We start from the raw sequence: 26682 nt of genomic DNA, 5'->3' as shown, positions 1-26682 counted from the left end.
CCTTTCCTAATTTAGCCTTTATTTTGCGCTACGGGGATTTCAATGCTGAACTCCGAGCCTTGCCCTGGTTCCGAAAGACAGTTTAATACTCCACGGTGTTTTTCTACCACAATTTGATAGCTAATCGATAAACCCAAACCGGTACCCTTGCCTACGGGTTTGGTCGTAAAGAACGGGTCAAACAAACGAGCTTTGACGGCTTCTGTCATACCTGGGCCATTGTCTCGCACTCTAATGGCTACTTTATCGAGTATGCGTTGTTTTGTGTCATCAGTCGCCAACTTCTGAGTGGTGACGATTTCAGTGTGAATCTCGATCTTTCGAGGAGCGGGTTGATTTTCCAGGGCGTCAATGGCGTTATTGAGGATATTCATAAACACCTGATTCAGTTGACCTGCATAGCATTCTACTGGGGGCAAATTGCCGTAAACTTTAACTACTTCTATGGCAGGATAATCTAATTTCGCTTTCAAGCGGTTGTGCAAGATTAGCAGCGTATTCTCAATCCCCTCGTGGATATCCACCGTTTTCATGTCGGCTTCGTCGAGACGGGAGAAATTCCGCAAACTCAGGACAATTTCGCGGATGCGATTGGCTCCTATTTTCATCGAATTCAGGATTTTGGGGAGGTCTTCCAGCAAAAAGTCGAGGTCGATCTCTTCTGCCAATGCTTGAATTTCTGCTGCTGGAATGGGATAGTGCTGATGGTAACAGTGTAACAAGTTTAACAAGTCTTGGATATACCGATCGGCATGACTGAGATTGCCGTAAATAAAGTTGACGGGGTTGTTGATTTCGTGAGCGACACCGGCCACCATCTGTCCCAAACTGGACATTTTTTCGCTTTGAACTAGCTGCGCTTGAGTTTGTTTTAATTGGTGCAAAGTTTGTTCTAGCTGGTAAGCTTTTTCTTCAGCTTGTTGAGCGGAATGTTGGGCTTGGGTGTAAAGTTGCCTGAATTGCTCTTCCGACTGCCGCAACGCTTCTTCTGCGACCTTGCGATCGGTGATGTTTTGGAGTAAAATCATGCCTGCGAAGATTTCTCCCTTCCGATTGGTGACTGGTAAAATTTGCAACAGATAGGTTCTATCGCCATAAGGCATTTCAGAAACTGTCTCAGTGCCAGCGAGTGCCGCTCGATACATTGATTCGAGGCGACTGGAAATTTCCGGTGGCCATACTTCCCAAAGTGTTTTGCCTTCGATTAACTCTTTTGAAAGTCCGATCGCCGCTAGTTCGGTTCCGTCCGCCAGGATGTAGCGCAAGTCGCGGTTAAATAAAGCTACCGAACCTTTGGGAAAATTGCGGGCGAGGGTGCTGTAGAGTTCTTCGCTGCGTCGCAAGGCTTCCTCCGAACGTTTGCGAGCGCTAATATCCCGAACGATCGCGATCGTTTCATCTTCCAGTAACGGCAATAGCCTTGCTTCGTAAAAGCATTCTCCTTGCGCTATCGGTAAGGAATATTCAATGGTAACTAATGAGTGAGTTTGGCGTAATTCAGTAATTGCGTCTTGTAATTTTTGTGCAACTTTTCGTGGTAAGATATTTTCAATCCGTTTTCCCAAAAAAACTTCCCGTGGCGCGTAAATATCCTGAGAGTGTCCGGCCATGTAATCTAAAATCGTTCCATCGCTAGCAAGACGGAAATATAAGTCAGGCAGTGCTTGCAAAATAGTCTTTAATTCTGCTGTAGTTTGGCGCAATTTTTTCTCTGAGAGCTTGCGATCGGTAATGTCCTGGGTCACGCCAATAACCCCGACGATTTTTCCTTCTGGGTTACGGTAAGGGCATTTTGTAGAAAAATAAGTTCTGGTAATGCCGTTAACTACTAAAAGTTCCTCTAATCTCTCCGTTTGACCGGCTCGGATAATGCGTCTATCTGTTTGGATGAGTTTACGTGCTATTTTAGGCGGGAGCAACTCAAGATCTTTCTTACCTATTATTTGTTCTATAGATCTTCCGAAAACGCTGGCTCCGGCAGAGTTGATCATCACATAACGACCTTCAAGATCCTTAACAAAAATAGGATTTGCTGTGCCTTCAATGACCGAATTTAAGAGGTTATTGCCAATTTCGACATCTTTTTTTGCTGTTTCCAGTGCTTCTTGTACTCGCTGGCGATCGACTATTTCTGCTTCCAACTGCTGAATGACATTTCTTAATTCAGCAGTGCGCTCTTGCACGCGACTTTCTAAAGTTTCGTTAAGCTGTTTGAGAGCTAGCTCTGCTTGTTTGCGATCGGTAATTTCTTGCCAGAAACCGATTAACTCCAGCAGATTCCCCTCATTGTCTCGGATCGCTCTCACTTCATCGTGCATCCATCGGTAGGTGCCATCTTTGTGGAGGAAGCGGTATTCCTTGCAGTCATAATCCCGCTCAAAGAAATGCGCCATTCCCTCCAATACGCGAGGGGTATCTTCTGGATGAATATGACTTAGCCAGAAGTGGGAATCTTCTAAAAAATCTTTCGGTTCGTAACCCATCTGCATTGTGACATTTTGACTGACAAAGGTAGCGCCAAAATCATCATTAGTTTTGCAACTGTAGATAACTGCCGGACTTGCATTCACAAGATGTTCCCATCGTTTTTGTGTTTTGTACAGTTCTGCCTGTGCTTGTGTTCTTTCTGTGATATCAATGAAAACTATTACAGCACCTTTGATTACTTCTCCATCTAGGATTGGATAGGATGAATATTCGACAGGAAAAGTTGTGCCGTCCCGCCGCCAAAAAACTTCGTTATCCACGCGGCAACCTATTCTTTTGTAAAAAGCACAAAAGATGGGACATTCAGAACTGGGATATGCGGAGCCATCGCTGTGAGTGTGGTGGATTAACTCGTGCATATCTTTACCCAAAAGTTCTTCGGGTTTATATCCCAGCATCTGTGCTGCTGCTTTGTTAATTAAGGTACAACGTCCTTCTAAATCGATTGCGTAGATACCTTCGCCTGTTGATTCTAGAAGTAATTGAATGCGATCGGCTAATTCCAAACGCTCTTGTTCCGCTCGTTTGCGTTCTGTTATATCGGTGGCGACGCCGCAGACTGCGTAGAGAACTCCTGTCGCGTCGTACAAAGGAAACTTGCTGGCAATGTAAGTGTGTATGCCATCTTGTTGTGGAACGAGTTCTTCCCATTCTAAAGGAGTTCCGGTTTCAAGTACTTTGCTATCGCTCTCGCGAAATGTGTCCGCGATCTCGCGGGGTAAAATATCGTAGTCCGTTTTACCTTCGATGTGTTTTCGACTTACTCCAAATAACTTTTCATGTCGTTGGTTAGAGAAAATATATCGCCCTTGAGTGTCTTTGGCGAAGATAACTGCGGGAGAATTATCGAGGATAGCTTGTAACTGTTGTTCGCTTTCCCGCAGTGCTTCTTCAGTTCGCTTGCGATCGCTGATGTCGGTGATTGTCCCTATATAACCTTTAATCTCTCCCGCGCTATTTTGCTGCACAGCTGCTTGACCGAATACCCAGATTGTCGTACCATCGGAATGTTGAAAACGGTATTCTGAGCTAAACCGCAACTCGGCTTTTACAGCTTGCTGCCACTGTTGCAAAACGCGATCGCGATCTTCCGGATGTATAGCTTTTAACCAACCCTGTCCCAGCGCCTCTCTGGGAGTTAACCCTGCGATATCGCGCATTCGATCGTTGACGTATAAGTAGCGTCCTTCCGCATCGGTGTGGAATATTCCGACTGGAGATACTTCTGTTAATGTTTGGTAGCGTTCTTCGCTCTCCCGCAGCGCCCTCTCGATGTGCTTGCGATCGGTGATGTCGTAAGCTATTGCATATGCCGAACCATCTGCTGTCAACTCGGCTCCCGTCCACATCAGCCACTTATAACTGCCGTCTTTGCAGAGGTAGCGATTTTCAAAATAGATGGAATTGACGCCTTTTGAGAGCTTTTTTGCTGCCGCTAGGGTGACTTCTCGATCTTCGGGGTGGACGAATTCGATCGCTGCTTTTCCCAAAAGTTCTTCCCTACTAAAACCCAGCGTTTTTTCCCATCTGGTATTGACGTGCTGGAAGTAGCCGTTTTTATCGAATATACAAACTAAATGCCGGAAAAAATTCCCAGATATCTTTGTTTCTATCCGTTTGTACTCGCCTAACTTTTCTAATTTTCCACTCTTAAGAATCATTTTTTACCTCATAAATCTAGTTCAATATTTAAAGCAATATTTTTTGTCAAAAACTATACAAAACTCTGCACTAATACAAATTTCTTAATATTTTATTTTCAGCTTGATTACCTCTGACTAATCTGACTGTGTTTATATTTTTCCCATTTTTCTAAAAAATAGCAACATAAAGCTCGATCGTCAGCAACTACAAGAGTTACCTATGCTGCTACCATTAATAAGCTGTCACGCATCTAAATTAGTTATTGAGATTGCAGGGGGGCAGGGGGGCAGGGGGGCAGGGGAGAGGATTAGAGCTACTTCTTCTGTTTCCCAATAATTAAATTTAAATGCCCAACAGCTTACTCTTTCTTTTATAAATCCGCAATATTAAATTATTTTTCAACAAAAATCTCTTCAGAGGCTACCCAGGTAGATTGTCAAGAAAACAACACAAAAACTTTATGCTGAGATAATTCAAATCGCTTTATATATACTTTAGTGAAAAAATATAAACTAAACCAACAAAGAATTTAGCCGATCGCATCAGCTATGCGCTTTCAAGTTGAGTTATATACTATCTCAGTACCCCGTGATGTGTATAAATACTTCCCGAATATGACCTCGCTGGCGATGTTCCCAAATGTAAATTCCCTGCCAAGTACCTAGCACCAATTCGCCTTGAGAAATAGGTATTTGTTCCGATGTTTTGGTCAGGGCTGTGCGAATGTGGGCGGGCATATCATCAGGGCCTTCAGCATTATGAATATAGCGTTGACTATCCTCCGGTACTAGCTTAGCAAAGAATTTTTCCAAATCTAGTAGAACATCCGGGTCGGCATTTTCTTGAATCAGCAAACTAGCCGAAGTATGACGCATAAACAAGGTACAAAGCCCAGTTTTTATGCCAGATTCAGCAACTATATTTTCCACTTTGGCGGTAATGTTGCACAATGATTTACCTGCTGTTTTAATGGTAAGTAATTGTTGGTGACAAGTCATAGTTTGGGCAATTAATTATTTTGTAAGTAGTTGACTATTTCTTGTGCGATCGCTTCCGTACCGTCTTTCGGTAACGACTGAGTTTGACGGGGTGGTTTTAGGGGTTCGTGCAGAAATCCCCAACCGCCCTCAAAAAACTCAGATGGGCTGATAATTTGATGATAACCGTAATTTTGAATTCCTTCTATGAGTAAAGGCGATTCGGCAAAACCTTCTCGCGTTAGGGTAACAATCGGAACATCAAGTCGCAAAGCTTCGGAAAAGGTGCTGTATCCCGGTTTGGAAATTACCCGTCCGCATAAAGGCATCACATCGACCGGACGGCACTCGCCACCGTCAATTGGCAGTAAATTAGGAAAATCGGGTAGATCGCGATCGAAACTGATAAATTGCCAGTCGGGAAATTTGAGTACGTTTTCGTAAGGAATTTGTTGCAAACCCAAACCGCCAAATGTGAATAGAATCGTTTTTTCTGGTGATGCAGTTATATTAAAGCGAGTGCGTAGTTCGTCTAAATTGTATCGGGGCGAACCGCCAGTTAGACCCACATCATCGATAACTGGAAAGGCACTCATCGGTTCGTGGAGAGGTAAGCGAAATAAGCGATCGCACTTACTAAAACATTCGCCAATCCAATCAGCAATTTCGATAAATTCTCCCCCCCAATCACCATATATAAAATCCCAACCAAAATTGCTCATCATCCAACATGGTATCCCAGCAGCTTTGGCAATAACTGCTGCCAAAGGTGGAATATCTGCCAGCATTAAGCTGATTCGGTTTTGCCGAATAAAACTAGCTTCCCCCGCCACAATAGATTGCTGCTTGTCCATTATTTCCCGCAGTTTTTCCAGGGTAGCAGCTTTATCCATATTCAAGCTATCCGACTGGATAACTCCCACATCAAAACCGCGAGGACGATGAATAAAATCGCCTGGAATATACGACTCCAGCAACCATCGCGGTGCTGTTGTCACCATAATTAATAACACTTCTGGATTTAAGCGCTGAACTTCGGCGGCTACAGATGCTGCACGCACTGCATGACCGAATCCATGATTGGTGATGGCAATGTATAAAGTCGGTCTTTTAGACATATAACTAGAAAAGTCAAAAGTCAAAAGTCAAAAGTCAAAAGTCAAAAGTCAAAAGTCAAAAGTCAAAAGTCAAAAGTAGATAGGCAGGTTCGGTTTTGTTACCTCAATCCAACCTAATCTTTTTTTACTACATAGATAAGTAGGTTGGGTTGAGGTCACGAAACCCAACACACTCACAGAATCGTTGGGTTTCACTACCGTTCAACCCAACCTACTCTTTTTTACTATAGATGAGGAGTTTTGTTTGTTGTAGTAGATGATTTTTGATGTTTGAGAAACGAGTATATATGAGCGCACAGATTCCCATTATCTTACGATACCATACAAATCGAAAATAGCAAGACTATTTGGCAAAAATTTTTGTGTTTGGCGGGTTATTTTGGCTATGTTCGATCGCCTATTTACTCGCTGCGTAGGTTGGGTTGAGGTCACGAAACCCAACACACTCACAGAATCGTTGGGTTGAACTCTTTTTGAGTATAGATGAGGATTTTTGTTTATGGCGAGCGATGATTTTTGATGTTTGGGGAACGAGTATATATGAGCGCACGGATTCCCATTCTCTTAGCATACCATACAAATCGAAAATAGCAATAAGATTTTTGGGTTTCTTTGGTGCTTTTTTCAATGTGCGATCTGAAATTTAGAAACGGCTTCGATGAGCCGATCGATCTCAGTTTTTGTGGTGAAGTAGTGGACACAAGCACGCACGCAGTCGGGTTGATGAATAGTGCGGAGGAAAACACCTTGAGATTCCAAAAATAGCACTAGCTGGCGATGGGAACTACCATCAGTAAATTGAAAAGAAACGAGTCCGGCGTCTGGGGGAGATTTCCGCAGACAAGTAATATTAGGAAGCTGAGATAGTTGTTGCCAAAGATACTTACTCAAAGAGAGGATTTGTTGATAGCGTTCTGACTGAGAACCCCATTGCTGATGAGTGGCGATCGCAGCCCTCAATCCAGCATAAAGCGGATAGGCAGATGTCGCAACTTCAAATCTCCTTCCATCCGGTTGCCAACTTATCCCCGCTTTGCTGTATTGTAGACTGCGCCAGCCAATAAAAGTAGGATGCAAACTTTCTGAAGCTTCCGGTCGCACGTAAAGACCGCCGACACCTTCTGGGCCACACCACCATTTGTGACCGGTGAACGCATAAAAATCTACTTGCAATTCGGTCAGATTTAAAGGCAGCAATCCGACAGATTGCGCGGCATCTATCAGTAATTTTGTATAATTTTGCTGGCACGCTTTGGCAATTTCAGCTAGAGGTAAAACTTGACCGTTGTTCCAGAGAATATGACTCAAAACTGCTAAGCGTGTGTGGGGATGTAGATGTTGGGTAATGGCTGCGATCGGATCTCCTTCATTTAAAGTTGACATCAAATCGCAAACATCAACTTCAATACCAAAACGACGCTGAATTTCCCCCACCGTCGCTACAATACCGGGATGTTCGCAATCAGAAATAAGCAAGCGATCGCCTTTTTTCCAATCGATACCCCATAAAACGATATTGCAGCCTACCGTCACATCCTCGGTGATGGAAATCGTTTCCGGTGGGACAGCTAATTCCGAGGCGATCGCTTCCTTCGTTTTATTCGCCTCGTCCAGCACCCAGGCTAATGCCTGTTCAGAAAATGGCCCAATACGCTGCACGTATTCATACGATCGATAAATAGCCTCCAGCGCCGCTTGGGGCATGGGCCCTTGACCGCCGTAGTTAAAATAAGCTTTATTTGTCAAAGCTGGAAATTTTTGGCGATGCTGTAACAAAGTTTGTGCTGAAACCGCGTCGGTCATAATCTGGGAAGTGGGGATTGGGGATTGCAGATTGGGAAATGCCACAGTTAAGCGTAAGCCCAAACAAGATTTATTGCTAGTGTAAAGTTATGTTAGTAACTGCCGAACTGCTGCTGCACTACCAACGCTGTCACCGACGGGCGTTTCTCGATGTCTGGGGAGACCCCTCCCAGGTGGAACCTCCCAGCGACTTTTATTTAAAACTGATCCAAGACCGCTTCGCTCATCAAAAAAATGTTTTAGCAGATCTCGTTTATCACCAACCAGTATACCCAAAGGGCGATTGGGAAGCTGGTACACAAGCCACATTAGCATTGATGCAGCAAGGTGTCGATCGCATCCGCAAAGGGGTACTGATCGCTACGCTAGATGGCACGATGGGGGGAGTGGGAGAGTGGGAGAGTGGAGAAAATTTTCCTTCAAATAATATTCCCGAATCGCCTCTTACCTTATTGAGTCGTCCCGATTTATTCATCAAACAACCCGGACAATCTCGTTTTGGCGATTGGCATTACGTTCCCCTCGATATTGAATTGGGTAAACGTGCCAAATTGGATTATCAAATTATCGCTGCTTTTCACGCCCAAGTCCTAGCCCAATTACAAGAGGCAATGCCCGAAACTTCATGGCTAATTTTGCGTGGAAAAAGACCGTATTCCGTGCAGCTAGACATTCGCATTCCTCAAATGCAGATAATTTTAGAAGAGTGCATTCAACAGTTACTAAAAGAGTCACCACCAGAAATTTTTATCAGTCGCCAAAAATGCAATATTTGTGGATGGCATAGCTACTGTCACGGCGTAGCCAAATCTCAGCAGCACCTCTCGCTGCTACCAGGAGTTACTCCCAGTCGCTACGACATTTTGAAAACGCTTAATTTAACAACATTGGAATCTTTAGCCGATGCCAGCTTCAGCGTTTTGGAACCTGTTTTCGGTAGCGAAATAGCCGAACAGCTAATTAGGCAAGCACAATCTGTATTAGAAAATCGAGTTATTTGCAAACCCGATCTAACTATAAATTTACCGACTGCACCGATTGAGTTGTATTTTGATATAGAAGCCGATCCCGATCTAGATATAGATTATCTTTTAGGAGTGCTGGTTGTCGATCGCGAAGCTAAAACTGAAAAATTTTATGCTTTTTTGGCAGAACAACCGGAAGATGAGGCATCAGTTTGGCAGCAATTTTTAGATTTAGTTTGGATTTATCCTTCTGCCCCTATTTTCCATTTTTGCGATTACGAAATGCAAGCTGTCAGGCAATTAGCTGGACGCTACAAAACATCTAACGATTTGTGGCAACCTCTGCTCGATCGCTTTGTGGATATCCATGAGGAAATCACCACTAAAGTAACCTTGCCTTTGGAAAATTATACTCTCAAATCAATTGCGCGGTGGATGGGTTTTGAATGGCGGGATACCAAGGCAAATGGAGCGCAGGCAATTTACTGGTACGATCGTTGGTTGAAGATAAGCGATCGCGCCAGCTTAGATGCGATCGTCCGTTACAATGAAGATGATTGTCGCGCCACACATCACGTTAAAAATTGGTTAGCCAACTTTGTGCGCGATGCTCTCAAAGTTAACGCTCTTTGAGATGGTAAGCTATTATTATAATGGATGTCCTATTTGCAAACAAATGATTGCCAGTCAAGCTCAAAACTTCATCTCTCCCGAAGAATATCTCGCCGGAGAAGAACTAAGTCCCATCAAGCACGAATACATTGAGGGACAAGTCTACGGAATGGCAGGAGCAAGTGACGTCCATGTAACCATTACTGTCAACTTAACAGCTCTATTGAGAAATCATATTCGGGGTAGAGGTTGCCGTGTCTATGCGTCAGATATGAAAGCGCGGATTGATACAGCCAATACCTTTTACTATCCCGATGTTATGGTAACTTGTGATGAACGGGATAGAGCGTTCTCCTCTTTCAAGAAATATCCCAGCTTGATTGTAGAAGTACTCTCCACGAAAACAGAAGCATTCGATCGTGGCGATAAGTTTGCTGACTATCAAGAATTAGAAACACTGCAAGAATATGTATTGATCGGCCAAAAGCGTCAGCGTGTCGAGGTTTTCCGTCGCAACGCAGAAGGACTTTGGGTATTGCATACCTACACCCAAGGAAGCGAAATTTACTTAGCTAGCGTTGACTTTCGCATTAGCATTGATGCTCTGTATGAGGATGTAGAATTCAGCGAAAATAGAACAGAAGAAGAAAGTTAAAAAACCACTTTGCGAGCTAATACAAAGAAAGTTGTAAAATCATTCCAAACTCCCTTATCAGTTTCTAACGCCTCAATTGCGGCAATATATTCAGACTTAAATTGCTGTAATTCTTCTGCCGAAACCGGCAAATTTGGCTTAATTAAATTGTTATTAGAGAGTTGATCCCAAAAACTTTTCGCATCGCTGACACTCATATAATAACCAAACTGTTCTGTGTTCACTTCTATATTTTCAAAACCTGCTGACTGCAACATTTTCTGGCACTTTTTTGGGGTATTCAGTGGTTCTTTCACGTCTGGAATTGAGCTACCATACTTTGTCGCGATCGCTGCAAACATTTCAGCCAAACTAGGTACACCATCCGGGAAAGTAGAAAAAGCTACCAATCCACCCTTTTTCAGAAAGCGATACCAGGACTTTAATGCAGTGGGAATGTCGCTCAAATACACAATTGCCGAAGAACACAAAATCGCATCAAAACTTTCATCGCCAAAGTTGAGAAAATCTGCATCTATTTCCTGTAATTCGATATTTTTCAGATTGGCTGATTCAATCTTGCGTTGCGCTTGACTTAGCATACCTGAAGATATATCTACTCCGATAACTTTGCCTTCATCACCAACGATTTGTGCTGCGGAAATGGCAACTATACCAGTCCCAGTTGCCACATCCAAAACTATTTGTCCCTTTTGCAATCCTGCCAGTTCCACCAAACGATTCGCGAGGCGATAGCGAAAATCATTATCGTAGTTATTTCTGGCATTAAATTCCGCAATCACTCGCTGCTTATATTCTTCAGTATTTGTTAGTTTATACATTTGTAAAATTCTCCTTTAGAAATAGCATACTTAACTGCTTTTCGTTCAGACGGTTTTAGATGTGGCAATTGACTCTCTGTAAAAGTAAATTCTCGATCGTATTTTAAGCCAACTTTTTCCATTACTCTTATAGAGGCTTTGTTTGCTACTAAAGCCCATGCCACAACTCGTTTAACGCCCCATTCAGCAAAACCCTTTTCTACCAACAATTGCGAAACTTCAGTTGCATAACCTTTGCCCCATTTTTCTCTTTTCAGGCGATAACCAAGGGCGATTTCTTCATCAGTTACTACATTTAGTTCGACAGCGAAAGCATTTTCGATCGCAGGATATAAATGAAACCAGCCGATAAAATCTTGACTTGATTTTTCGATAGCTGCCCAAAAGCCAAAATTTTCGTATTTGCTGTAATATCCCATAATTCTAGGCAGAAAGTTCGATTGAATAAATGCGCGATCGTTTGGCACACCACCACTGATGAATCGCATTACTTCCGGGTCGCTATCCAAAGTAAATAAATTATCGGCATCTGCCTCAGTAAAATAACGGAGAATCAATTTTTCAGTTTCGAGAAATACTTTCATATGTTTGACGATCGAAATTTTTAGTAAGGTAGGTATTACCCACCTTATTAAGGCAAGTTGCTTTCTGAGTACGTAGTTGGGCTTTAGCCCTGAGTACGTAGTTGGGCTTGACGCCTCTTATTCGAGGGATAAGAGGCGTCAAGCCCAACTACGTACCTAATCTAACCTTTCACGCAAATAACTTGTTTGAGAGTTGCTACAACCTCAACTAAATCCGCTTGATTGGCCATCACCTCATCGATCGGCTTATAAGCACCTGGAATTTCATCCAAAATACCCTCATCTTTGCGACATTCCACCCCTTTAGTTTGTTGAATCAAATCATCCAAACTGAAATTATTCTTCGCCTTATTGCGAGACATCAAACGCCCAGCACCGTGAGAACAACTGCAATAACTTTCATGATTTCCCTTACCTTTAACAATGTAAGATTTTGCTCCCATCGAACCCGGAATAATTCCGTAATCTTCCTCAGTAGCCCTCACCGCACCCTTGCGCGTAACGTAAACTTCCTCACCAAAATGTACCTCTTTTTCCGCATAATTATGATGGCAATTCACAGACAATAAAGGCTTAAATTCTCTACCGCCAGCCAGATGTTTTTCAATAACCCGCTTCAAACGCGCCATCATCACATCGCGATTGAAACGAGCGTAATCTTGCGCCCACTGTAAATCATTCCAATAAGCAGCAAACTCTGACGTACCCGCCACAAAATAAGCCAAATCTCGATCTGGTAGACGGATATCTGCCAACTTAGCTAATTCCCTTCCCCTTTCAATATGATGCTGCGCTAACATATTACCAATATGTCGCGAACCGGAGTGCAACATCAACCAAACTTGATTATCTGTATCCACACAAACTTCAATAAAATGATTGCCGCCACCGAGAGAACCCATCTGTTTGATAGCCTTATTTTCCAGGTGTTGCACTCCCGGATGCAGTTCCTTGAAATCGTGCCAACCCTGCCAGTTTATAACTGTTTTTTCGGCTTCTTTATTTTCGTTGAATCCGACGGGAATAGCTGCTTCGATATCCAGACGAATTTTCTTCAGCTTGCCTTCAAGTTTATCGGCATTAAATGGAGTTTTAACAGCCATGATCCCGCAACCGATATCGACCCCGACAGCAGCTGGCATAATTGCTTCTTTAGTAGCAATTACAGACCCCACCAAAGCACCTTTGCCCAGGTGAACGTCCGGCATTAGCGCTACGTGCTTGAAAACAAAGGGCAGCGATGCTACATTCTTGGCCATTTTACTTTCTTCTGGGCCAAGGCTGTGGTTAGCCCAAGAAAGTATCGGCGCTGGTGTTGACATTTCTAACTTTTCGTAGGGCATAACCCGTTTGCTTTCTCAAAGAATAATTACGTAATACTACTAATATAATACAAAAATTTCCTCGATCGCATCATGACTTACACCACACTAGAAACCCTAGAAACCCGGTTTCTTGAAGAAACCGGGTTTCTTGAAGGGGTTTCTGGGATGGGCGTACTCGATCGCACTGCCAGCCCTGTAAAATCTTTAAGGTGGGAACAATCAAGCCGCACCCCCTCATCCCAAAAACTGAGGCATGACACTAAAGGCAGTACTGTTTGATTTTAACGGCATCATCATTAATGATGAGGCGATTCACGAAAAGCTGATTGGCCAGATTTTGATTGATGAAAATTTGCGGCCAAAACCGGGGGAATATCGAGAAATTTGTCTCGGTAGGAGCGATCGCGCTTGTCTATCCGATATACTTTCTCGTAGGGGTCGAGTTGTCACGGAAAACTACTTAACCCAGCTGCTCATCCGCAAAGCCGAAGCTTACCGGCAAGAATTGGAGAAACTGGAAAAATTACCCATTTATCCAGGACTGGAGGACTTGATTTACAAGCTCCGAGTCGCCAAAATAAAAATGGCAGTAGTCAGCGGTGCCCTGCGTGCGGAAGTGGAACTGGTACTAAATCGAGCTAAGCTAGCCCAAAACTTCGAGTTAATCGTCGCCGGAGATGACCTCACCGCCAGCAAACCAGAACCAGACAGTTATCTGCTAGCAGTAGAGCGATTAAATCAGAAATTTCCCGATTTGAACCTGCAACCGTCCGAATGTCTGGCAATTGAAGATACTTTTGCCGGGATAACAGCAGCCAAAAGTGCTGGCATACAGGTAGTTGGCGTCGCGAATACCTACCCGTTCCATATGCTTCAGCGACAAGCGAACTGGACAGTAGATTTTCTTTCACATCTAGAACTGGAGCGAGTGCAAGAATTATTTTCCCGAAAAGCACCCCAAACAACCGCCAGCTAGTGCTATAATAAAGGATGGCATTTCGTCGATGCGAGATGAAATCCTCAACACGGGGAATTAGCTCAGTTGGTAGAGCGCTGCGATCGCACCGCAGAGGCCACCGGTTCGAGTCCGGTATTCTCCATAGGTTCCGGGAAGCTAGTTAACCGCAAGTCTACTAAAAATCTACTATCAGGTAATTAAATGCCGATCTTATATAGAAATCTTTGTTTCTGGTGATGTCCTAGCAAAGTTAGACAATAGTAATAATTGGAGAAAGCAAACTCATATAGATTTAAAATGGACAACTGTCTAAGTTTGCCTATGTACCTATTTAGTAGTACAATAGTACTATATAGCAGTAAATCAGCAAAATGAAAGGAGAGTTGCTCAAACGGCTATTTAGGGCGATCGCTAGTGAAGATAAAACGGCGATCCAAAGTATGCTATCTGTAGTCGTCGAGGAAGAACGTAAAAAAGGACATACCCTCCTCGCTGAACAACTCGAAAATATTACCCACAAAAGCAGTCGTAAATCGCCCCGCACTCCTCCAGAGATGTCAGCACTTTCACCTGATACCTCTGGTGATGCAATTTCTTCTGCACCTTACAGAGGCACTCTTTCAAGGGCACCTGATACTCACTCCCTAACCTTGCTGTCGAGCAAGCAGCGTTTTAACCATCCCTTCATTGTTAGTATTGCTAGAGAGCGTTTACGACACCACATGATTCTTTCGGATGTTGTGGAAGAGCGTTTTCGTCGTATTGAAAGAGAATATGCGGCTCGCGATCGGCTGGCTCATCACGGTTTACGCTACCGCCAAAAAATCCTACTCTACGGTACTCCTGGGTGCGGTAAAACGATGGGGGCTGAACGTTTAGCTTGGAATACAGGGCTTAGTCTTGTAAAAGTACGCTTTGATGCAATGGTTTCTTCATTTTTAGGGGAAACTGCAACCAATTTGCGCGAAGTCTTTGAAACAGCCTCTCAAACTCCGTGTTTATTATTTATTGATGAATGTGATGCGATCGCTAAATCACGGGAAGACGTTCAGGAAGTTGGCGAAATTAAGCGAGTTGTTAACACTTTTTTACAACTCCTTGATGAATACGAAGCCTCAAATGGATTGCTTGTTGCAGCCACAAACCTGACTAAATTTCTGGATGAAGCTGTATGGCGACGATTTGATGATGTCATCGAAGTGCCAAAACCTACATCGGTAGAAATCGAGGCTATATTAAAACAGACACTTTCCTCAGTTGAGGTTGGCGTAATTAACTGGGAAATAATCGTGCAAAAACTGGATAAACTTTCAGCTGCACAGATTGTTCGAGTTGCTCAAGATGCTGCCAAACGCGCCATCCTCGATCGGGAAGAACTTGTCATCCAAGAACATTTTGAGGCATCTATTCAAGACGTTGTAATTTCCCATGTCTGAGCAATTGAATCAATTTCCTCATTTACCGCTACGTTTGACCAATCAAGGAACTGCTGCTCCACCTACAGGAGGTGGGCGCAAGCCCTCTACAACAACTCTGGCTAATCGAGGCAATGGAGGTGGACATGGTAGCAAGCTAAAGTCTTCTATATCATCTATTGTCTCAAGTTGGGAGGAAGAACGCGAAAAGCGCAAGGAAGAAGGTAAACCTGAGCTTCCAGATGCAATTTCATTCATTTTGCAAGTAGACCCTAATTTATTTGACGCAGATGCACTGAAAAGTTTCGGTATTGAGGTTGTTGCCGATCTGGAAGAAGGTTACATTATTGGAGCATCCGCAGATATAGGGCTTTCGGAACTCAGAAAAAAGATTCAGCAATTCATTGAGTCCCAGCCTGGTGGTGGCAAAGTTCCAGAAATATGGGAAATTGTGGAAGGAACTAGACGACCGGAGTATATTCTTTCTCCTAGTCTTCAATTCCAGTGGGATAAAATTTTAGATCATCAAGAATACTTTGTGGATGTAGGTATTTCTTGTATCAACATTCAAGAACAATATTCTAGATGCCCTAAACGTGAAAAATTTAAGAATGATGACAACTTTCAGAAAAGCATTAATAAATGGCTGGATAAACATAATCTTACACCTGAAGAGTGGGATGATCTGTATTCAGACCGAGAAGCCAAGTTTCTTAAATTTATTCAAGACCCGCTATATCGTGGAGAAATTTTGCGGTCTAGTCCAGGTGAAGAAGTTGGAATTTCGCGGTTACCCGATAGCTTTTCTTGCCGAATTCGCATACTTGGTAAAGGTTTAAAGGATCTTGTTCTCAACTTTCCATATATTTTTGATGTCAGCGAAGCCGATGAATTTATTGCTCCTTCCGATACACCGAATAGTTCCGAATCCGATCGAGAGCAGTTTGAATTAGAAGCAGCTGAGCCAAACGCACCCAAAGTTTGTATTATCGACAGCGGTATTCAAGAGATTCACCCTAAACTGAAAGTTGCGATTGACTCTACTCTCTCTACATCTTGGGTGCCTGGAGAAATTAATATGACTGCTGATTATTGTAGAGGTGGTGGGCATGGTACTAGAGTTGCAGGAGCAGTTTTATACCCACGAGGTATTCCTCTAACAGGTCGTCAACAGGCAGTGTGTTGGCTTCAAAATGCCAGAATTTTAAATGCTCGTAACGAACTACCTAAACTTCTATTCCCGCCAGAAGTTCTAGAGGAAATTGTGGACATTTATTATCGGCAAACTAGAACGCGAATCTATAACCACTCAATAGCTGGAATTTCACCATGTCGCACCCAATTAATGACTCCTTGGGCAGCAGCCATCGATAAACTAAGCTGGGAAAACGATGTTCTATTCATTGTGGCTGCTGGTAATATTGAAGCACGGGTCAACTATATAACACGCCCTTCAATTTCTGCTCATATACAAGCTGGTCGTAACTATCCAGAATATCTACTGCAACCCTCTGCACGGATCGCTAATCCAGCGCAAAATTTTCAAGCACTAACTGTCGGTTCTGTTGCTCACAGCACTTATAATAATCCACCACTAAGGTCAATTGCAGAGGAAAATCATCCATCTTCTTTCTCATGTTCAGGCCCAGGCATCTGGGACACTATTAAACCAGAAGTAGTTGAATATGGAGGGGACTATGTGATTGATTCACCAACTTCACCAAACTTCACTACCCCAGAGTCAGTCTGTCCAGAATTAATTCGTTCAACCCGTGATGGTGGTAAACCTGTTAGTGCTGATGCCGTAGGGACATCATTTGCTGCACCTAAAGTCACACATATCGCTGCTGCATTAGCAGCAGCATTTCCTCAAGAAAGCACACTACTTTACCGCGCACTCATTGTTCAATCAGCGCGTTTACCAGCGTGGACAAATAATTTGGATACTAAAGAACTTTATCATGCCATTCGGACTATGGGTTATGGTATTCCAGACATCAATCGCGCTCTTGGCAATTCTCCTAATCGGGTAACACTAACAACTAGAGGGCTAGAGCGTATTAAAGCTCGACAAGCTAAAGTTTACCAAGTAAAAGTGCCAGAAGATTTTTTACCTCAAGGGGAAGGGTTCGACATTCTGATTGAGATCACGCTTTCTTATGTGGCTGAACCTCGTCGTACCCGACGTAATCACAGGAAATATCTATCAACTTGGTTAGATTGGACTTGTAGCAAACGGGGAGAAGATCCCAAGCGTTTTCTCAAAAGAGTTCTCAAAGACTATGATGCACCAGAAGAAACTGAGAAAGATGATGGTTTATTCCAATGGACATTAGGAAAAAAACAGTTAGGTAAAGGTAAAACAAGCCCAAAAGGAATTGATGGCATAGTAAAGGAACTGTCCCGAAGTAAAGGAACTGTTCAGAAAGATTGGGCTACTGTAAAATCCTATGAGCTACCGGAAAGCTTCTGTATTGCTGTAGTTGGACACACAGGATGGAACCAAGATAGTAATGCTGAAGTACCTTTTGCGCTGGCTGTTAGTTTTGAAGCTGTCAATTCAAGTATAGACGTATATACCTCGTTTGTTGAAGCAGAAGCTAAAGCACGTACCGAAGTTAAACAACAGCAGAAAATACAGATTCAGCAATCTGTATAAAAACTTTATCTTTCAACCACTCATACGGAGGAAGAAAACGGTTTTCTGGAGTGTACATCCCCGCAGTATTAATCTATTTTTAAATTTGTAACTTTCGGCACAACTAAATCAAAAGTTACAAATGCCGCGATCGATCGTATCCTAGAATACAGAAGGCAGTTAATGTCGATCGCTCGATCGCACACACCCCATTTCTTCCCCCAGTCACAACCAAATTTCCCTTCTTCCATTCCAGAAACTCGCTTTATTGCAGCGAATACCACCCGATCGCATTTTTCGTAAAGTTTTATAACAAATCTTCTCTATCAAACGGCTTATGGGTCAAGTTAAAATATTACCGCCAGAGGAAGTTACTTCAAAGTACGGTATCTCAAGAAATCGCGCCTACCCTTATCCCAGCAGTATTACACCCCGCACCTTATACTACCCCAACCATATTCACTCCCTTGGCAGAAGTTCTCATACAGAACTTTCGGTATAGATAGCGAAAATAGGCAGTTATACTCTCTTTTTCCATCAAGATATTAGTCAGTTTATTAAGCATTTTGTAATTCTTGTATCATCTTGTGTGCAATACCGTTTAGTACCAGCAAAATTGGGTATCTTAAAACGTAAAGGAATACTTAAGAGGAGGTCGTATGACTCCCACCCTACTACGTCAGTTATGGACTTTAATTGAAACCACCCAAGCGAATATCCTGTTAAAACTCGATGATGCGACGCTGGTACAGTGGCTACTCAAACAATTGAAAAACGAGCGATCGCTCGACCACAACGAAACCAACATCCTCAACGAGTATATTTACTCTAAATTGACCTTGATCAGAGACCTCGCCTTAGAGCGTCAGTCCACCTGGCAAGAAACCCATTAGCGATACTAAAAAGCCCGATCGGATTGGATGTCCCCGATCGTTTAATTTGGTATATTTTATAACATTAATAAAAATATTGAGCCAATAACTCGCAACACCTGCGGTTGCCTCTGATATTTTGTACTTTTGTATCTTTAAGAAAGCTGGGAAAGGGGAGCAGAAGTAGAAAAATTCAGCAGGTACGTTGTTGCTTGCGCTTTAGCACCGCATCGCCACAACGTACCAAGCCAAATAGCGCTCTTCCAAGAAAAGCGCACCTGGGAAATTTTATGTGAATTTTTGTAGTAATCAGTTACGGTCATTAGCGATCGGCATTTTTACCAAGACTAACAACAGACTAATCTCGCGGCGATGGTTCTGGCGTTCCTTCTGGTGAAATTTGCTCTTGAATAGCGGAGGGATTAACTGTCGATTGTTTGAGAGTACTGGCCACCAAAGCATAACCTAGATAAGCAGGTAAAATAATTGCCGTTAGAGCAGCGATCGCACCCAACCACATCAGCGGTCTTGACGACGAACCATAATAACATCTGTAGGGATCGAATTTCAAACGTTCCGGCTTAATCAGATCCCGCAACGCCACAGGTCGCTTAAATCGCACGCGGCGATCGTCCAGTTTTTCTAGTAAAATCCAACCAGCTTCCCCCTCTTCATCGCATAAACGCTGAAACACAACCGGGTCGCGAAACAGATCCCGGTTAGCTCGCACAATTTTAAATTCCCATCCTGCCAAACGCAGCTCGCGGGATAACCCTTGTGCGGAACCGTTCGGTTGCCCAGGCGCTTCTGCCTCGGCATTTGCCTTGGATTCGTAACGGGTCAAAATTTCTTCCTCCTGTTCCTCTTCTTGCACCACCGCCGCTTGATACCAACGCATCCATCCCCCAATAGCTGTTGCCTGGAAACCAAGACTACCGACAAATAAGCTTAAAAAAGTAAGTTCTAGCATTTTTTCTGTGCTGTTGTTAGTCTATTGCACTTCCTACCTAGATTGGTATTTTCAATCCGGGAACTTAAGCCATAGGGCATTGAGCGTCAAGGCTATTGTATATTCTTCTTTAGTCCTTAACTTCGATTTGCCAGTTCCCAGAATCTCTCCACTCTAGATCAAACATTTGCCCATATCTGTGCAGGTAAATAACCTTCCATCAAACAATCTTGACCTACAGTTTGCCAGCTGACTCGTTCTAAAGTAAACGCTTGGCTCATTTTAGTGAATCCCAGATCTCCCACAGGTGTTGGCGCAGAAGTGCCACCAACGATTTTAGGGGCAATAAAAGCCAAAATTTTTTGTACGGTTCCTTCTGCGATCGCTCGTGCAGCCAAAGTACCTCCACATTCCCACAACACCGAAAGTAAACCCCGCTCGTACAAGTATGACAGAGCGATCGCAGGTCTGAGCGAATCCAATTCCACCACCTCCACACCGCTTTTGAGCAGAAACTGCTGAAAATCTGGATTAGCTCCTTTTTCAGTCAAAACCAAAGTACCAGCTTCTGCCGTCTGCCATAGATAAGCTCGATCCGGTAAATTCAGCGTTCGACTCATCACAACTCGCAAAGGATTGTGCCCCTCTGTTTGATGAGTGGTTAAGTGGGGATTGTCTCGACGAACGGTATTGCCACCCACAATTACAGCATCGCAAGCAGCCCGCAGCTTGTGTACTTGGGTGCGAGCATTTGTGTCCGTTATCCAAACACTGTCGCCGGTGGTCGTGGCAATTTTACCATCCACAGTCGTAGCAAATTTCAAAATTCCAAATGGGCGGCGATACAGAACGCGATGGATAAAAGCTTCATTCAGTTGGCGACAGGCATCCGCTTCAATTCCCACTACCACTTCAATACCAGCCGATCGCAAACGCTCAATTCCGCCACCAGACACTCGCGGATCGGGATCGATCGTACCCACCACCACCTTACCCACACCAGCTGCGATCAGCGCTTCCGAACAAGGAGGCGTCCGTCCGTAGTGATTGCAAGGCTCCAAATTAACATATAGAGTCGCACCTTTAGCCAGTTCGCCTGCTTGCCTGAGCGCGAAAATTTCCGCGTGAGGATGACCCGCTCCCGGATGATACCCTTCCCCGACGATCTTACTTTCTCTGACAATTACCGAACCTACCAAAGGATTGGGCGCAGTTTGTCCTAGAGCTAAACGAGCCAGTTCCAAGCATCTCAGCATCATCGCCCGATCGAATTCTTCATTGTTCATAGTTCATAGCCTGGGTAGCGAGAGGCACAATGTTGATATTTTGTCTTCTTTCCTGCTTTGTCGCGAACTACGAACAGCGAACCTTCAACTACGACTCCTGCCAGTTTACTTTTTTCCACCAACGATTGAGCGGATAGTAAAGAACTGGAGCCCAGAGACTGCTTAGAATAGCTGATGCCAGGGCAATGCGCTGATGTTGAGTCCAAACTTCAGCCATATTGCGATCGCTTATAGTTGTGAACTGAAGCGCAAAAACCGTTTCTGACATTATTGCCATGCCAAAAACAATTAACGCTACCGAAATAAAATCTTCTTCGACATATCGTTGTTTTTTAAGGCAAGCGGTCAAAATTCCCACACAAGCGAGACTAATTGCATGAGAAGGATAAGGTGCCGTCATCCCATCTTCAATCAGCCCCAAACTCAAACCTGCGATCGCGCCTGATATGGGACTGCGCTTTACGCTCCATGCCACCACCCAAATCAACAACCAATCGGGCCCCAAGCCCAATAATTCCATTCCCGGTAATCGAGCCAGCAATAAAAGCAAACACAATAAAACTGAGCCAATCGTGACGATCGCATTGATAACTTTACGGTTGGTGGGATGCCATTTAGAGATATCAAGCCAGCGATGATATTTTTGAGATGAAGAGCGGTAACTGGTCATTGGTTATTGTTTATCGGCGACTTGTCATTTTTGGTTGAATCGACCCGCATTTTCAGCTAATTTTCTCTATTTTTCTCTCCCTTGCCAAGGCGATCGATCGACAAAATATATTATCTATCACTTGGATGAACAACCACCCACTCCAAGTAACTTGTGGGTGCTGAAAGTACGATCTCAGCTTCAGGAGCGGGGCTTTGGCTGAGATTCACCGATTCCACACGTCCCACAGGCACACCTGACGGAAACTGACTTACAGATGAGGTCGCGACCACATCACCTTTGCGGACATCTGGAACTCTTTCAAAGAATTGGATTACCGCTCGATTTCCTGACTGACCGCGCATTACACCCATATAGCGACTGCGGCTGATACTAACGCCAACACGACTGCTGGCATCGCTAATTAATAACACCTGGCTAGTATTTTTAGTCACACCGATCACCCGGCCTACCAAACCGCCGGTAGACGTAACAATATAGCCTTGTTTTATTCCCGCTGCGGAGCCCCGGCCCACAGTAATCTGTTGCCACCACCGATCCGCACTTCGACCAACCACAGGAGCGACAATCCCTTTAGATTTTTGGGCAGATACATATCCCAAAAGCTCTTGCAATTTGCGATTTTGGCTTTGTGTTTCCTCTAACCGCGCTTGCAGTTCCAAACTTTTGGCATCTGCCAGAATCTCTGTTTTGGGTGGATTGGATTGAAAAGGACGAGACACCATCTGGTAAAGCTCAAAAATTGCTGCACCCTGAGTTTGCTTAGCGATCCAGGCAGCAGTCAGAGCTGTTCCCACCAGGGTCAATTGTAACCAATTACGATCCCACCAGCGACGTAGCGTGTACATTCAAGGAGTTTATGCAAAATAAAAGTCCGCAGTCAAGTATTAGCACTCAGAATTTACTTTGAATTCTGGTCTTCAAGATTTAAATTTTACTAAAAATTAGAGGTTGCGAGAGCGACCGCTGAATACTCTATCCAGCTGCTTGATATTTTCCAATACCCGACCTGTGCCCAACACAACACAACTCAAGGGATCGGCTGCCACGTGTACTACGATACCAGTTTCGTGACTGATCAAAGTATCCAGACCTTTCAGTAAAGCACCGCCGCCTGCCAGCATGATACCGCGATCGATAATATCAGCTGCCAGTTCCGGAGGAGTGCGCTCCAAAGTACGTTTAACAGCATCAACAATCACAGCCAGAGGTTCCGACATACTTTCGCGGATTTCTGGCCCTTTAATGGTAACAGTTCGCGGCAGACCGGAAAGCAGATGTAAACCTCGGACTTCCATAATTTGCTCTTCATCAGCATTTGTTGGGTAAGCAGAGGCAATCTGAATCTTAATTTCCTCAGCAGTGCGTTCCCCTACTACCAGATTGTGAACTTTTTTCATGTACTGAACGATCGAATCATTCAGCTCGTCCCCAGCGACCCTTACCGATTCGCTGATCACAGTACCCTGCAAGCTCAAAACAGCTACTTCCGTTGTGCCGCCGCCAATGTCGATAATCATATTACCCGTAGGTTCCGCTACAGGTAGTCCAGCACCAATAGCTGCCGCTACCGGTTCGTCAATTAACCGGACATCCCGCGCACCGGCTTGAAGCGCTGCATCCATAACAGCTCGCCGTTCTACTCCAGTTACGCCACTGGGAATGCCAATCACAATTCTTGGTGAAACTAAAGCTCTTCCTTCGTTCACCCGCCGGATAAAAGCTTTCAGCATTAGCTCTGCGGTATCGAAATCGGCAATCACGCCATCCCGTAGGGGACGAAGAGCAACTACATTGCCAGGACAGCGGCCCAGCATTTTTTTCGCCTCTTCGCCCACTGCTAGCGGCTCCATCGTATCTTTATCAATGGCCACTACAGAAGGTTCTTGAAGAACAATACCCTTCCCAGATACATAAACCAGTGTGTTAGCGGTACCGAGGTCGATACCCATGTCGCGAGATAAAGGTAAGCGATTGAAAAAACCCACGCGCTTCTTGGCCCCCAAAGAGAGATGCTTTTGTGTACGACTGTAACCCAACCGTGCTGGATTTTATTACGTTTTCTATCCGGCGTCTAGTCAAGCAGGAAAATTCTTGCACCAGCAACAATTTAAATCTGTATGCTACCGTCAATTCGCTAAAGTAGATACACCGTAAATGAGTACAGCTGTACTGATAAACAATTATGACTCTCAATCTCAATGTCGTTAGCTTAGTAGGCCGTGTTGGCCAAGACCCCGATGTGAAGTATTTCGGTGCGACCCGTTGAGTGAGAAACCAATCCCCAGATTGGGTATCGCTCGCAAGGATAAGTAGGAATGCCTACCGAACCTTGACAACTTAGCTCCTGAGAGGGTGCGATTTCTCAAAAATGTTAGCTGGAAGTCGATACGATAGCAATATTTTTAGAAGCCAATTCCCTCCTCCTAGATGCCAGGAGATGCAACACTCCCACCGGAACGACTGACTATCTTTCCCGGTGAAGCGGGGTGTACAAAGAGGTAACTTTGAACCTGACAGAGAATCCCTAATAGCAGAGATGGGTACGAGTAAGGCCATCTGAACTTACGCTTGAGCCGTCGTAATTTACAACAGCCTACGCAGGTTATTGGCTGAGCCAAAAGGCAAGGATAAGGGCTAGGCAACCCGAAATTTGACCTAGAGCATCCCCAACAAACCCGGCGGATAGTAAGACTCTAACCCCATCGCAATCGCAGGAGCTAGGAACGGGATAACTCGCCAATTTCTCTCAAGAAAGGTCGAATCTTGAGTCGGTAGTCAACCGCATGAAATTGGCGAGAGGGATTGGCTCTCAAGCCAATGCCTTTGGGAAAGCCAAAGGATATGCTGACAGAGCCACGATAACTCAGAGATGGATAATTTTAGTAGGAGTAAACAAGTCATGAACACGGCAATAAAGCCGATGTATGGATGGGAAACGATCGAATGGGCAAAAGTCCAGCGACAAGTTTTCAAGCTCCAAAAGAGAATCTATCGAGCCTCTATTCGTGGTGATGTAAAAACAGTTCGCTCTCTACAAAGGCTGTTGACTAAATCTTGGTATGCCAAGTTGGTAGCAATCAGACGAGTCACGCAGAATAACTGGGAAAAGAAGATGTTTGGTGTAGGTGGTGTAGCTAAACTAACCAACCACCAGAAAATTAACTTGGCCAAAAAACTGCGATTCAATGACAAATCTCAACCAGCTAGACGGGTATGGATTAACACACTCGGAAAGGATGAGAAAAAACCGCTTGGTATACTAACGATCGCAGAACGAGCAAAGCAAGCCCTATTAAAACTGGCGCTAGAACCAGAATGGGAGGCTCGCTTTGAGCCAAACAGTTATGGTTTTAGGCCCGGACGGTCATACCACGATGCTATAGCTGCCATCTATAACAGTATTGTTCAAGAAACAAAGTATGTTTTAGAGGCGCGTATAGAGAAGCGCTTTGACCGGATTGACCATGAAAAGCTACTCTCCAAGCTGCAAACTACTCCGACATTCAGACGACAGATTAAAGCATGGCTCAAATCTGGGATTATGAATGCTAAGGAAGTATTTCCGACAGATGAAGAAAGCTTACAGGGAGCAGTAATATCTCCCTTGCTGGCAAACATTGCCCTTCACGGTTTGGAAGATATGCTACAAAAAAAATTCATCAAGAGGATCGCCAACGATCGAAAACAAAAAGTGACATTAGTTCGGTATGCCGATGATTTTGTCCTTATGGATGAATGCTTGGAAGTAGTGCTGGAAGCCAAACAGCTAATAGAAGAATGGTTGATGGAAATGGGGTTAGCCCTTAAAGAATCTCAAACCCGAATTACGCATACCTTCAAGAAACATGATGGAAATGTAGGGTTTGATTTTCTTGGATTCAATGTCAGACAATACCCGTGCCGTGATAAACAAAGCGGGTGGGAGGGCAAAACCCAAAGCAAACGAGGGCATAAAACGCTCATTAAACCCAGTAAAGAAGCGATCGAGCGACACTTGGCAAGCGTGGACGAATTGCTTGCTAAAAATTGTAAATCCAGTCAGATAGAAGTAATTAGTGCTCTCAATTCTGCAATTGTAAGATGGGCAGCATATTACTCTACAGTGGCGAACAGTCGCACTCACAAACACATGGATAATGCGATGTATCAGAAGTTGTTTGCTTGGGCTAAACGCCGAAGAAGCAAAGGACGAAACAATACAAAGCTAGTCTCGAATTACTGGGGAGTCAACAGAGGGTTAGGCTGGCGGTTCATGACTCCAGACAATCAATATATCCTAGAAAGATATCGGGATACAAAGATTGAAATTTACGTCAAAGTTAAAGGTGCAAGAAGCCCTTATGATGGCGACTTGCAGTACTGGAGCGATCGTCTCAGCCAACATCCCACACTAGGTAATGTAGCTGTCATAACATCATCCGAGCGGAGGTACTATTGCTAGCTGAGTTATTGAGGAGCCGTGTGCGGTGAAAGCTGCACGCACGGTTTTGAAGCAGAGGTAAGCAAGGCGACTTACTTATCGACTGTAACAGTCAGGTAGCGTTAAGTGTCGGTTGACTCTGGCAGTTAATCGCTGGTCTCGCGATGGCAAGCAAACGGACTGGTTCAATTTGGAACTATGGGGGAAGACAGCAGAAATAGCTGCTAACTATGTGCGTAAGGGCAGCTTGATTGGTGTCAAAGGTTCGTTGAAGATCGATACCTGGCGCGATAGCGGTACGGGTGCCAATCGCTCCTCACCAGCGATCCGGGTAGATCAGATCGATCTTTTGGGTTCCAAACAAGATAACGAGGCAGGCCAAATGGATAGCTACAGACCAGAGGAATTTTAAACTGGTGGCGATCGCCCCGCCAGTACCTAACGAAAAATTTGTTTTTGTCACTGTCAAATTGGCAGCGT

At 44.2% G+C, this 26682-nt stretch carries 23 protein-coding genes, 1 tRNA gene and 1 pseudogene; 11 read left to right on the top strand and 14 right to left on the bottom strand.

All coding sequences use genetic code 11. The features are described from left to right. Positions 1-11: 11 nt before the first annotated feature. The 4 genes from ACE1CD_RS30965 to ACE1CD_RS30950 form a co-directional block, all read right to left on the bottom strand. Positions 12-4148 (bottom strand): PAS domain S-box protein, encoded by a 4137-nt coding sequence (locus ACE1CD_RS30965; RefSeq protein WP_374827242.1) that lies wholly within the window; start codon positions 4146-4148, stop codon positions 12-14. 561 nt (positions 4149-4709) lie between these two features. Further along, the gene (locus ACE1CD_RS30960; protein ID WP_374827241.1) at positions 4710-5129 is read right to left on the bottom strand and encodes a secondary thiamine-phosphate synthase enzyme YjbQ; all 420 of its coding nucleotides are present in this window, start codon (positions 5127-5129) and stop codon (positions 4710-4712) included. 11 nt (positions 5130-5140) lie between these two features. After that, positions 5141-6226, bottom strand: coding sequence for a glycosyl transferase (locus ACE1CD_RS30955; protein ID WP_374827253.1), 1086 nt, complete (start codon positions 6224-6226; stop codon positions 5141-5143). Positions 6227-6850: 624 nt separating this feature from the next. Further along, positions 6851-8029, bottom strand: a complete 1179-nt coding sequence (locus tag ACE1CD_RS30950; RefSeq protein WP_374827240.1) for an aminotransferase class V-fold PLP-dependent enzyme — start codon at positions 8027-8029, stop codon at positions 6851-6853. Between the two features lie 89 nt (positions 8030-8118). Here ACE1CD_RS30950 and ACE1CD_RS30945 point away from each other — a divergent pair, with 89 nt between their 5' ends. Next, the gene (locus ACE1CD_RS30945; RefSeq protein ID WP_374800677.1) at positions 8119-9627 is read left to right on the top strand and encodes a TM0106 family RecB-like putative nuclease; all 1509 of its coding nucleotides are present in this window, start codon (positions 8119-8121) and stop codon (positions 9625-9627) included. 43 nt (positions 9628-9670) lie between these two features. Continuing rightward, complete coding sequence (locus tag ACE1CD_RS30940) at positions 9671-10261, top strand: Uma2 family endonuclease (protein WP_374800675.1); 591 nt, start codon at positions 9671-9673, stop codon at positions 10259-10261. Here ACE1CD_RS30940 and ACE1CD_RS30935 read toward each other — a convergent pair. The 3 genes from ACE1CD_RS30935 to ACE1CD_RS30925 form a co-directional block, all read right to left on the bottom strand. Next, positions 10258-11082 carry a class I SAM-dependent methyltransferase gene (locus ACE1CD_RS30935; protein WP_374800673.1) on the bottom strand — a complete coding sequence of 275 codons (825 nt, stop codon included), beginning with the start codon at positions 11080-11082 and terminating at the stop codon, positions 10258-10260. The genes ACE1CD_RS30940 and ACE1CD_RS30935 overlap by 4 nt on opposite strands. Continuing rightward, positions 11070-11666 carry a GNAT family N-acetyltransferase gene (locus tag ACE1CD_RS30930; protein ID WP_374800671.1) on the bottom strand — a complete coding sequence of 199 codons (597 nt, stop codon included), beginning with the start codon at positions 11664-11666 and terminating at the stop codon, positions 11070-11072. The genes ACE1CD_RS30935 and ACE1CD_RS30930 overlap by 13 nt, the downstream gene beginning before the upstream one ends. A 161-nt stretch (positions 11667-11827) precedes the next feature. Then, complete coding sequence (locus ACE1CD_RS30925; protein WP_374827239.1) at positions 11828-13009, bottom strand: RtcB family protein; 1182 nt, start codon at positions 13007-13009, stop codon at positions 11828-11830. A 72-nt stretch (positions 13010-13081) separates the two neighbouring features. On the opposite strand from ACE1CD_RS30925, the gene ACE1CD_RS30920 reads away from it, so the two are divergent. From ACE1CD_RS30920 to ACE1CD_RS30900, 5 genes are all read left to right on the top strand, one after another. Beyond that, entirely contained in the window at positions 13082-13270 is a 189-nt protein-coding gene (locus tag ACE1CD_RS30920; protein ID WP_374827238.1) for a hypothetical protein, read from the top strand. Continuing rightward, entirely contained in the window at positions 13245-13967 is a 723-nt protein-coding gene (locus ACE1CD_RS30915; protein ID WP_374800665.1) for an HAD family hydrolase, read from the top strand. The genes ACE1CD_RS30920 and ACE1CD_RS30915 overlap by 26 nt, the downstream gene beginning before the upstream one ends. A 51-nt stretch (positions 13968-14018) precedes the next feature. Continuing rightward, a tRNA-Ala gene (locus tag ACE1CD_RS30910) sits at positions 14019-14091 on the top strand. 229 nt (positions 14092-14320) lie between these two features. Beyond that, positions 14321-15385, top strand: coding sequence for an ATP-binding protein (locus ACE1CD_RS30905; protein WP_374827237.1), 1065 nt, complete (start codon positions 14321-14323; stop codon positions 15383-15385). After that, positions 15378-18023, top strand: a complete 2646-nt coding sequence (locus ACE1CD_RS30900; protein WP_374827236.1) for a S8 family peptidase — start codon at positions 15378-15380, stop codon at positions 18021-18023. The genes ACE1CD_RS30905 and ACE1CD_RS30900 overlap by 8 nt, the downstream gene beginning before the upstream one ends. 68 nt (positions 18024-18091) lie before the next feature. Here ACE1CD_RS30900 and ACE1CD_RS30895 read toward each other — a convergent pair whose 3' ends face one another. Further along, entirely contained in the window at positions 18092-18253 is a 162-nt protein-coding gene (locus ACE1CD_RS30895) for a hypothetical protein (protein WP_374827235.1), read from the bottom strand. 86 nt (positions 18254-18339) lie between these two features. Here ACE1CD_RS30895 and ACE1CD_RS30890 point away from each other — a divergent pair, with 86 nt between their 5' ends. Together ACE1CD_RS30890 and ACE1CD_RS30885 are read left to right on the top strand one after the other, a co-directional pair. Beyond that, positions 18340-18504, top strand: coding sequence for a hypothetical protein (locus tag ACE1CD_RS30890; protein WP_374827234.1), 165 nt, complete (start codon positions 18340-18342; stop codon positions 18502-18504). Positions 18505-18661: 157 nt separating this feature from the next. Continuing rightward, positions 18662-18895, top strand: coding sequence for a hypothetical protein (locus ACE1CD_RS30885; RefSeq protein WP_374800657.1), 234 nt, complete (start codon positions 18662-18664; stop codon positions 18893-18895). 134 nt (positions 18896-19029) lie between these two features. Here ACE1CD_RS30885 and ACE1CD_RS30880 read toward each other — a convergent pair whose 3' ends face one another. The 6 genes from ACE1CD_RS30880 to ACE1CD_RS30855 all read right to left on the bottom strand — a co-directional run bounded on the left by ACE1CD_RS30880 (position 19030) and on the right by ACE1CD_RS30855 (position 23731). Beyond that, positions 19030-19197, bottom strand: coding sequence for a hypothetical protein (locus tag ACE1CD_RS30880; protein ID WP_374827233.1), 168 nt, complete (start codon positions 19195-19197; stop codon positions 19030-19032). Positions 19198-19232: 35 nt separating this feature from the next. After that, positions 19233-19844: a hypothetical protein gene (locus ACE1CD_RS30875; RefSeq protein ID WP_374827232.1), complete on the bottom strand. Its 612-nt coding sequence runs from the start codon at positions 19842-19844 to the stop codon at positions 19233-19235. A gap of 158 nt (positions 19845-20002) precedes the next feature. Beyond that, positions 20003-21109: a bifunctional diaminohydroxyphosphoribosylaminopyrimidine deaminase/5-amino-6-(5-phosphoribosylamino)uracil reductase RibD gene (ribD, locus tag ACE1CD_RS30870; protein ID WP_374827231.1), complete on the bottom strand. Its 1107-nt coding sequence runs from the start codon at positions 21107-21109 to the stop codon at positions 20003-20005. Between the two features lie 88 nt (positions 21110-21197). Beyond that, positions 21198-21779, bottom strand: a complete 582-nt coding sequence (mreD, locus tag ACE1CD_RS30865; RefSeq protein WP_374800651.1) for a rod shape-determining protein MreD — start codon at positions 21777-21779, stop codon at positions 21198-21200. 110 nt (positions 21780-21889) lie between these two features. Continuing rightward, the gene (gene mreC, locus ACE1CD_RS30860) at positions 21890-22627 is read right to left on the bottom strand and encodes a rod shape-determining protein MreC (RefSeq protein ID WP_374827230.1); all 738 of its coding nucleotides are present in this window, start codon (positions 22625-22627) and stop codon (positions 21890-21892) included. A 96-nt stretch (positions 22628-22723) separates the two neighbouring features. Further along, positions 22724-23731 carry a rod shape-determining protein gene (locus ACE1CD_RS30855; protein WP_374800716.1) on the bottom strand — a complete coding sequence of 336 codons (1008 nt, stop codon included), beginning with the start codon at positions 23729-23731 and terminating at the stop codon, positions 22724-22726. 950 nt (positions 23732-24681) lie between these two features. On the opposite strand from ACE1CD_RS30855, the gene ACE1CD_RS30850 reads away from it, so the two are divergent. Next, a complete protein-coding gene (locus ACE1CD_RS30850; RefSeq protein WP_374800647.1) occupies positions 24682-26223 on the top strand; it encodes a reverse transcriptase domain-containing protein in 1542 nt (513 codons plus the stop codon). Between the two features lie 88 nt (positions 26224-26311). Continuing rightward, positions 26312-26614 (top strand): annotated as a pseudogene (gene ssb / locus ACE1CD_RS30845) (single-stranded DNA-binding protein); the annotation flags it as partial. Between the last annotated feature and the right edge of the window lie 68 nt (positions 26615-26682).

Source organism: Aerosakkonema sp. BLCC-F183 (assembly GCF_041929145.1).
GTDB lineage: Bacteria > Cyanobacteriota > Cyanobacteriia > Cyanobacteriales > Aerosakkonemataceae > Aerosakkonema.
This window is presented reverse-complemented; position numbering and strand designations above follow the sequence as displayed.

Excerpts from the sequence above, each read along its gene's own strand:
- ACE1CD_RS30965 (WP_374827242.1), bottom strand. The coding sequence starts at position 4,148 with ATGATTCTTAAGAGTGGAAAATTAGAAAAGTTAGGCGAGTACAAACGG.
- ACE1CD_RS30960 (WP_374827241.1), bottom strand. The coding sequence starts at position 5,129 with ATGACTTGTCACCAACAATTACTTACCATTAAAACAGCAGGTAAATCA.
- ACE1CD_RS30955 (WP_374827253.1), bottom strand. The coding sequence starts at position 6,226 with ATGTCTAAAAGACCGACTTTATACATTGCCATCACCAATCATGGATTC.
- ACE1CD_RS30950 (WP_374827240.1), bottom strand. The coding sequence starts at position 8,029 with ATGACCGACGCGGTTTCAGCACAAACTTTGTTACAGCATCGCCAAAAA.
- ACE1CD_RS30945 (WP_374800677.1), top strand. The coding sequence starts at position 8,119 with ATGTTAGTAACTGCCGAACTGCTGCTGCACTACCAACGCTGTCACCGA.
- ACE1CD_RS30940 (WP_374800675.1), top strand. The coding sequence starts at position 9,671 with ATGATTGCCAGTCAAGCTCAAAACTTCATCTCTCCCGAAGAATATCTC.
- ACE1CD_RS30935 (WP_374800673.1), bottom strand. The coding sequence starts at position 11,082 with ATGTATAAACTAACAAATACTGAAGAATATAAGCAGCGAGTGATTGCG.
- ACE1CD_RS30930 (WP_374800671.1), bottom strand. The coding sequence starts at position 11,666 with ATGAAAGTATTTCTCGAAACTGAAAAATTGATTCTCCGTTATTTTACT.
- ACE1CD_RS30925 (WP_374827239.1), bottom strand. The coding sequence starts at position 13,009 with ATGCCCTACGAAAAGTTAGAAATGTCAACACCAGCGCCGATACTTTCT.
- ACE1CD_RS30920 (WP_374827238.1), top strand. The coding sequence starts at position 13,082 with ATGACTTACACCACACTAGAAACCCTAGAAACCCGGTTTCTTGAAGAA.
- ACE1CD_RS30915 (WP_374800665.1), top strand. The coding sequence starts at position 13,245 with ATGACACTAAAGGCAGTACTGTTTGATTTTAACGGCATCATCATTAAT.
- ACE1CD_RS30905 (WP_374827237.1), top strand. The coding sequence starts at position 14,321 with ATGAAAGGAGAGTTGCTCAAACGGCTATTTAGGGCGATCGCTAGTGAA.
- ACE1CD_RS30900 (WP_374827236.1), top strand. The coding sequence starts at position 15,378 with ATGTCTGAGCAATTGAATCAATTTCCTCATTTACCGCTACGTTTGACC.
- ACE1CD_RS30895 (WP_374827235.1), bottom strand. The coding sequence starts at position 18,253 with ATGGAAGAAGGGAAATTTGGTTGTGACTGGGGGAAGAAATGGGGTGTG.
- ACE1CD_RS30890 (WP_374827234.1), top strand. The coding sequence starts at position 18,340 with ATGGGTCAAGTTAAAATATTACCGCCAGAGGAAGTTACTTCAAAGTAC.
- ACE1CD_RS30885 (WP_374800657.1), top strand. The coding sequence starts at position 18,662 with ATGACTCCCACCCTACTACGTCAGTTATGGACTTTAATTGAAACCACC.
- ACE1CD_RS30880 (WP_374827233.1), bottom strand. The coding sequence starts at position 19,197 with ATGACCGTAACTGATTACTACAAAAATTCACATAAAATTTCCCAGGTG.
- ACE1CD_RS30875 (WP_374827232.1), bottom strand. The coding sequence starts at position 19,844 with ATGCTAGAACTTACTTTTTTAAGCTTATTTGTCGGTAGTCTTGGTTTC.
- ribD (WP_374827231.1), bottom strand. The coding sequence starts at position 21,109 with ATGAACAATGAAGAATTCGATCGGGCGATGATGCTGAGATGCTTGGAA.
- mreD (WP_374800651.1), bottom strand. The coding sequence starts at position 21,779 with ATGACCAGTTACCGCTCTTCATCTCAAAAATATCATCGCTGGCTTGAT.
- mreC (WP_374827230.1), bottom strand. The coding sequence starts at position 22,627 with ATGTACACGCTACGTCGCTGGTGGGATCGTAATTGGTTACAATTGACC.
- ACE1CD_RS30855 (WP_374800716.1), bottom strand. The coding sequence starts at position 23,731 with ATGGGTATCGACCTCGGTACCGCTAACACACTGGTTTATGTATCTGGG.
- ACE1CD_RS30850 (WP_374800647.1), top strand. The coding sequence starts at position 24,682 with ATGAACACGGCAATAAAGCCGATGTATGGATGGGAAACGATCGAATGG.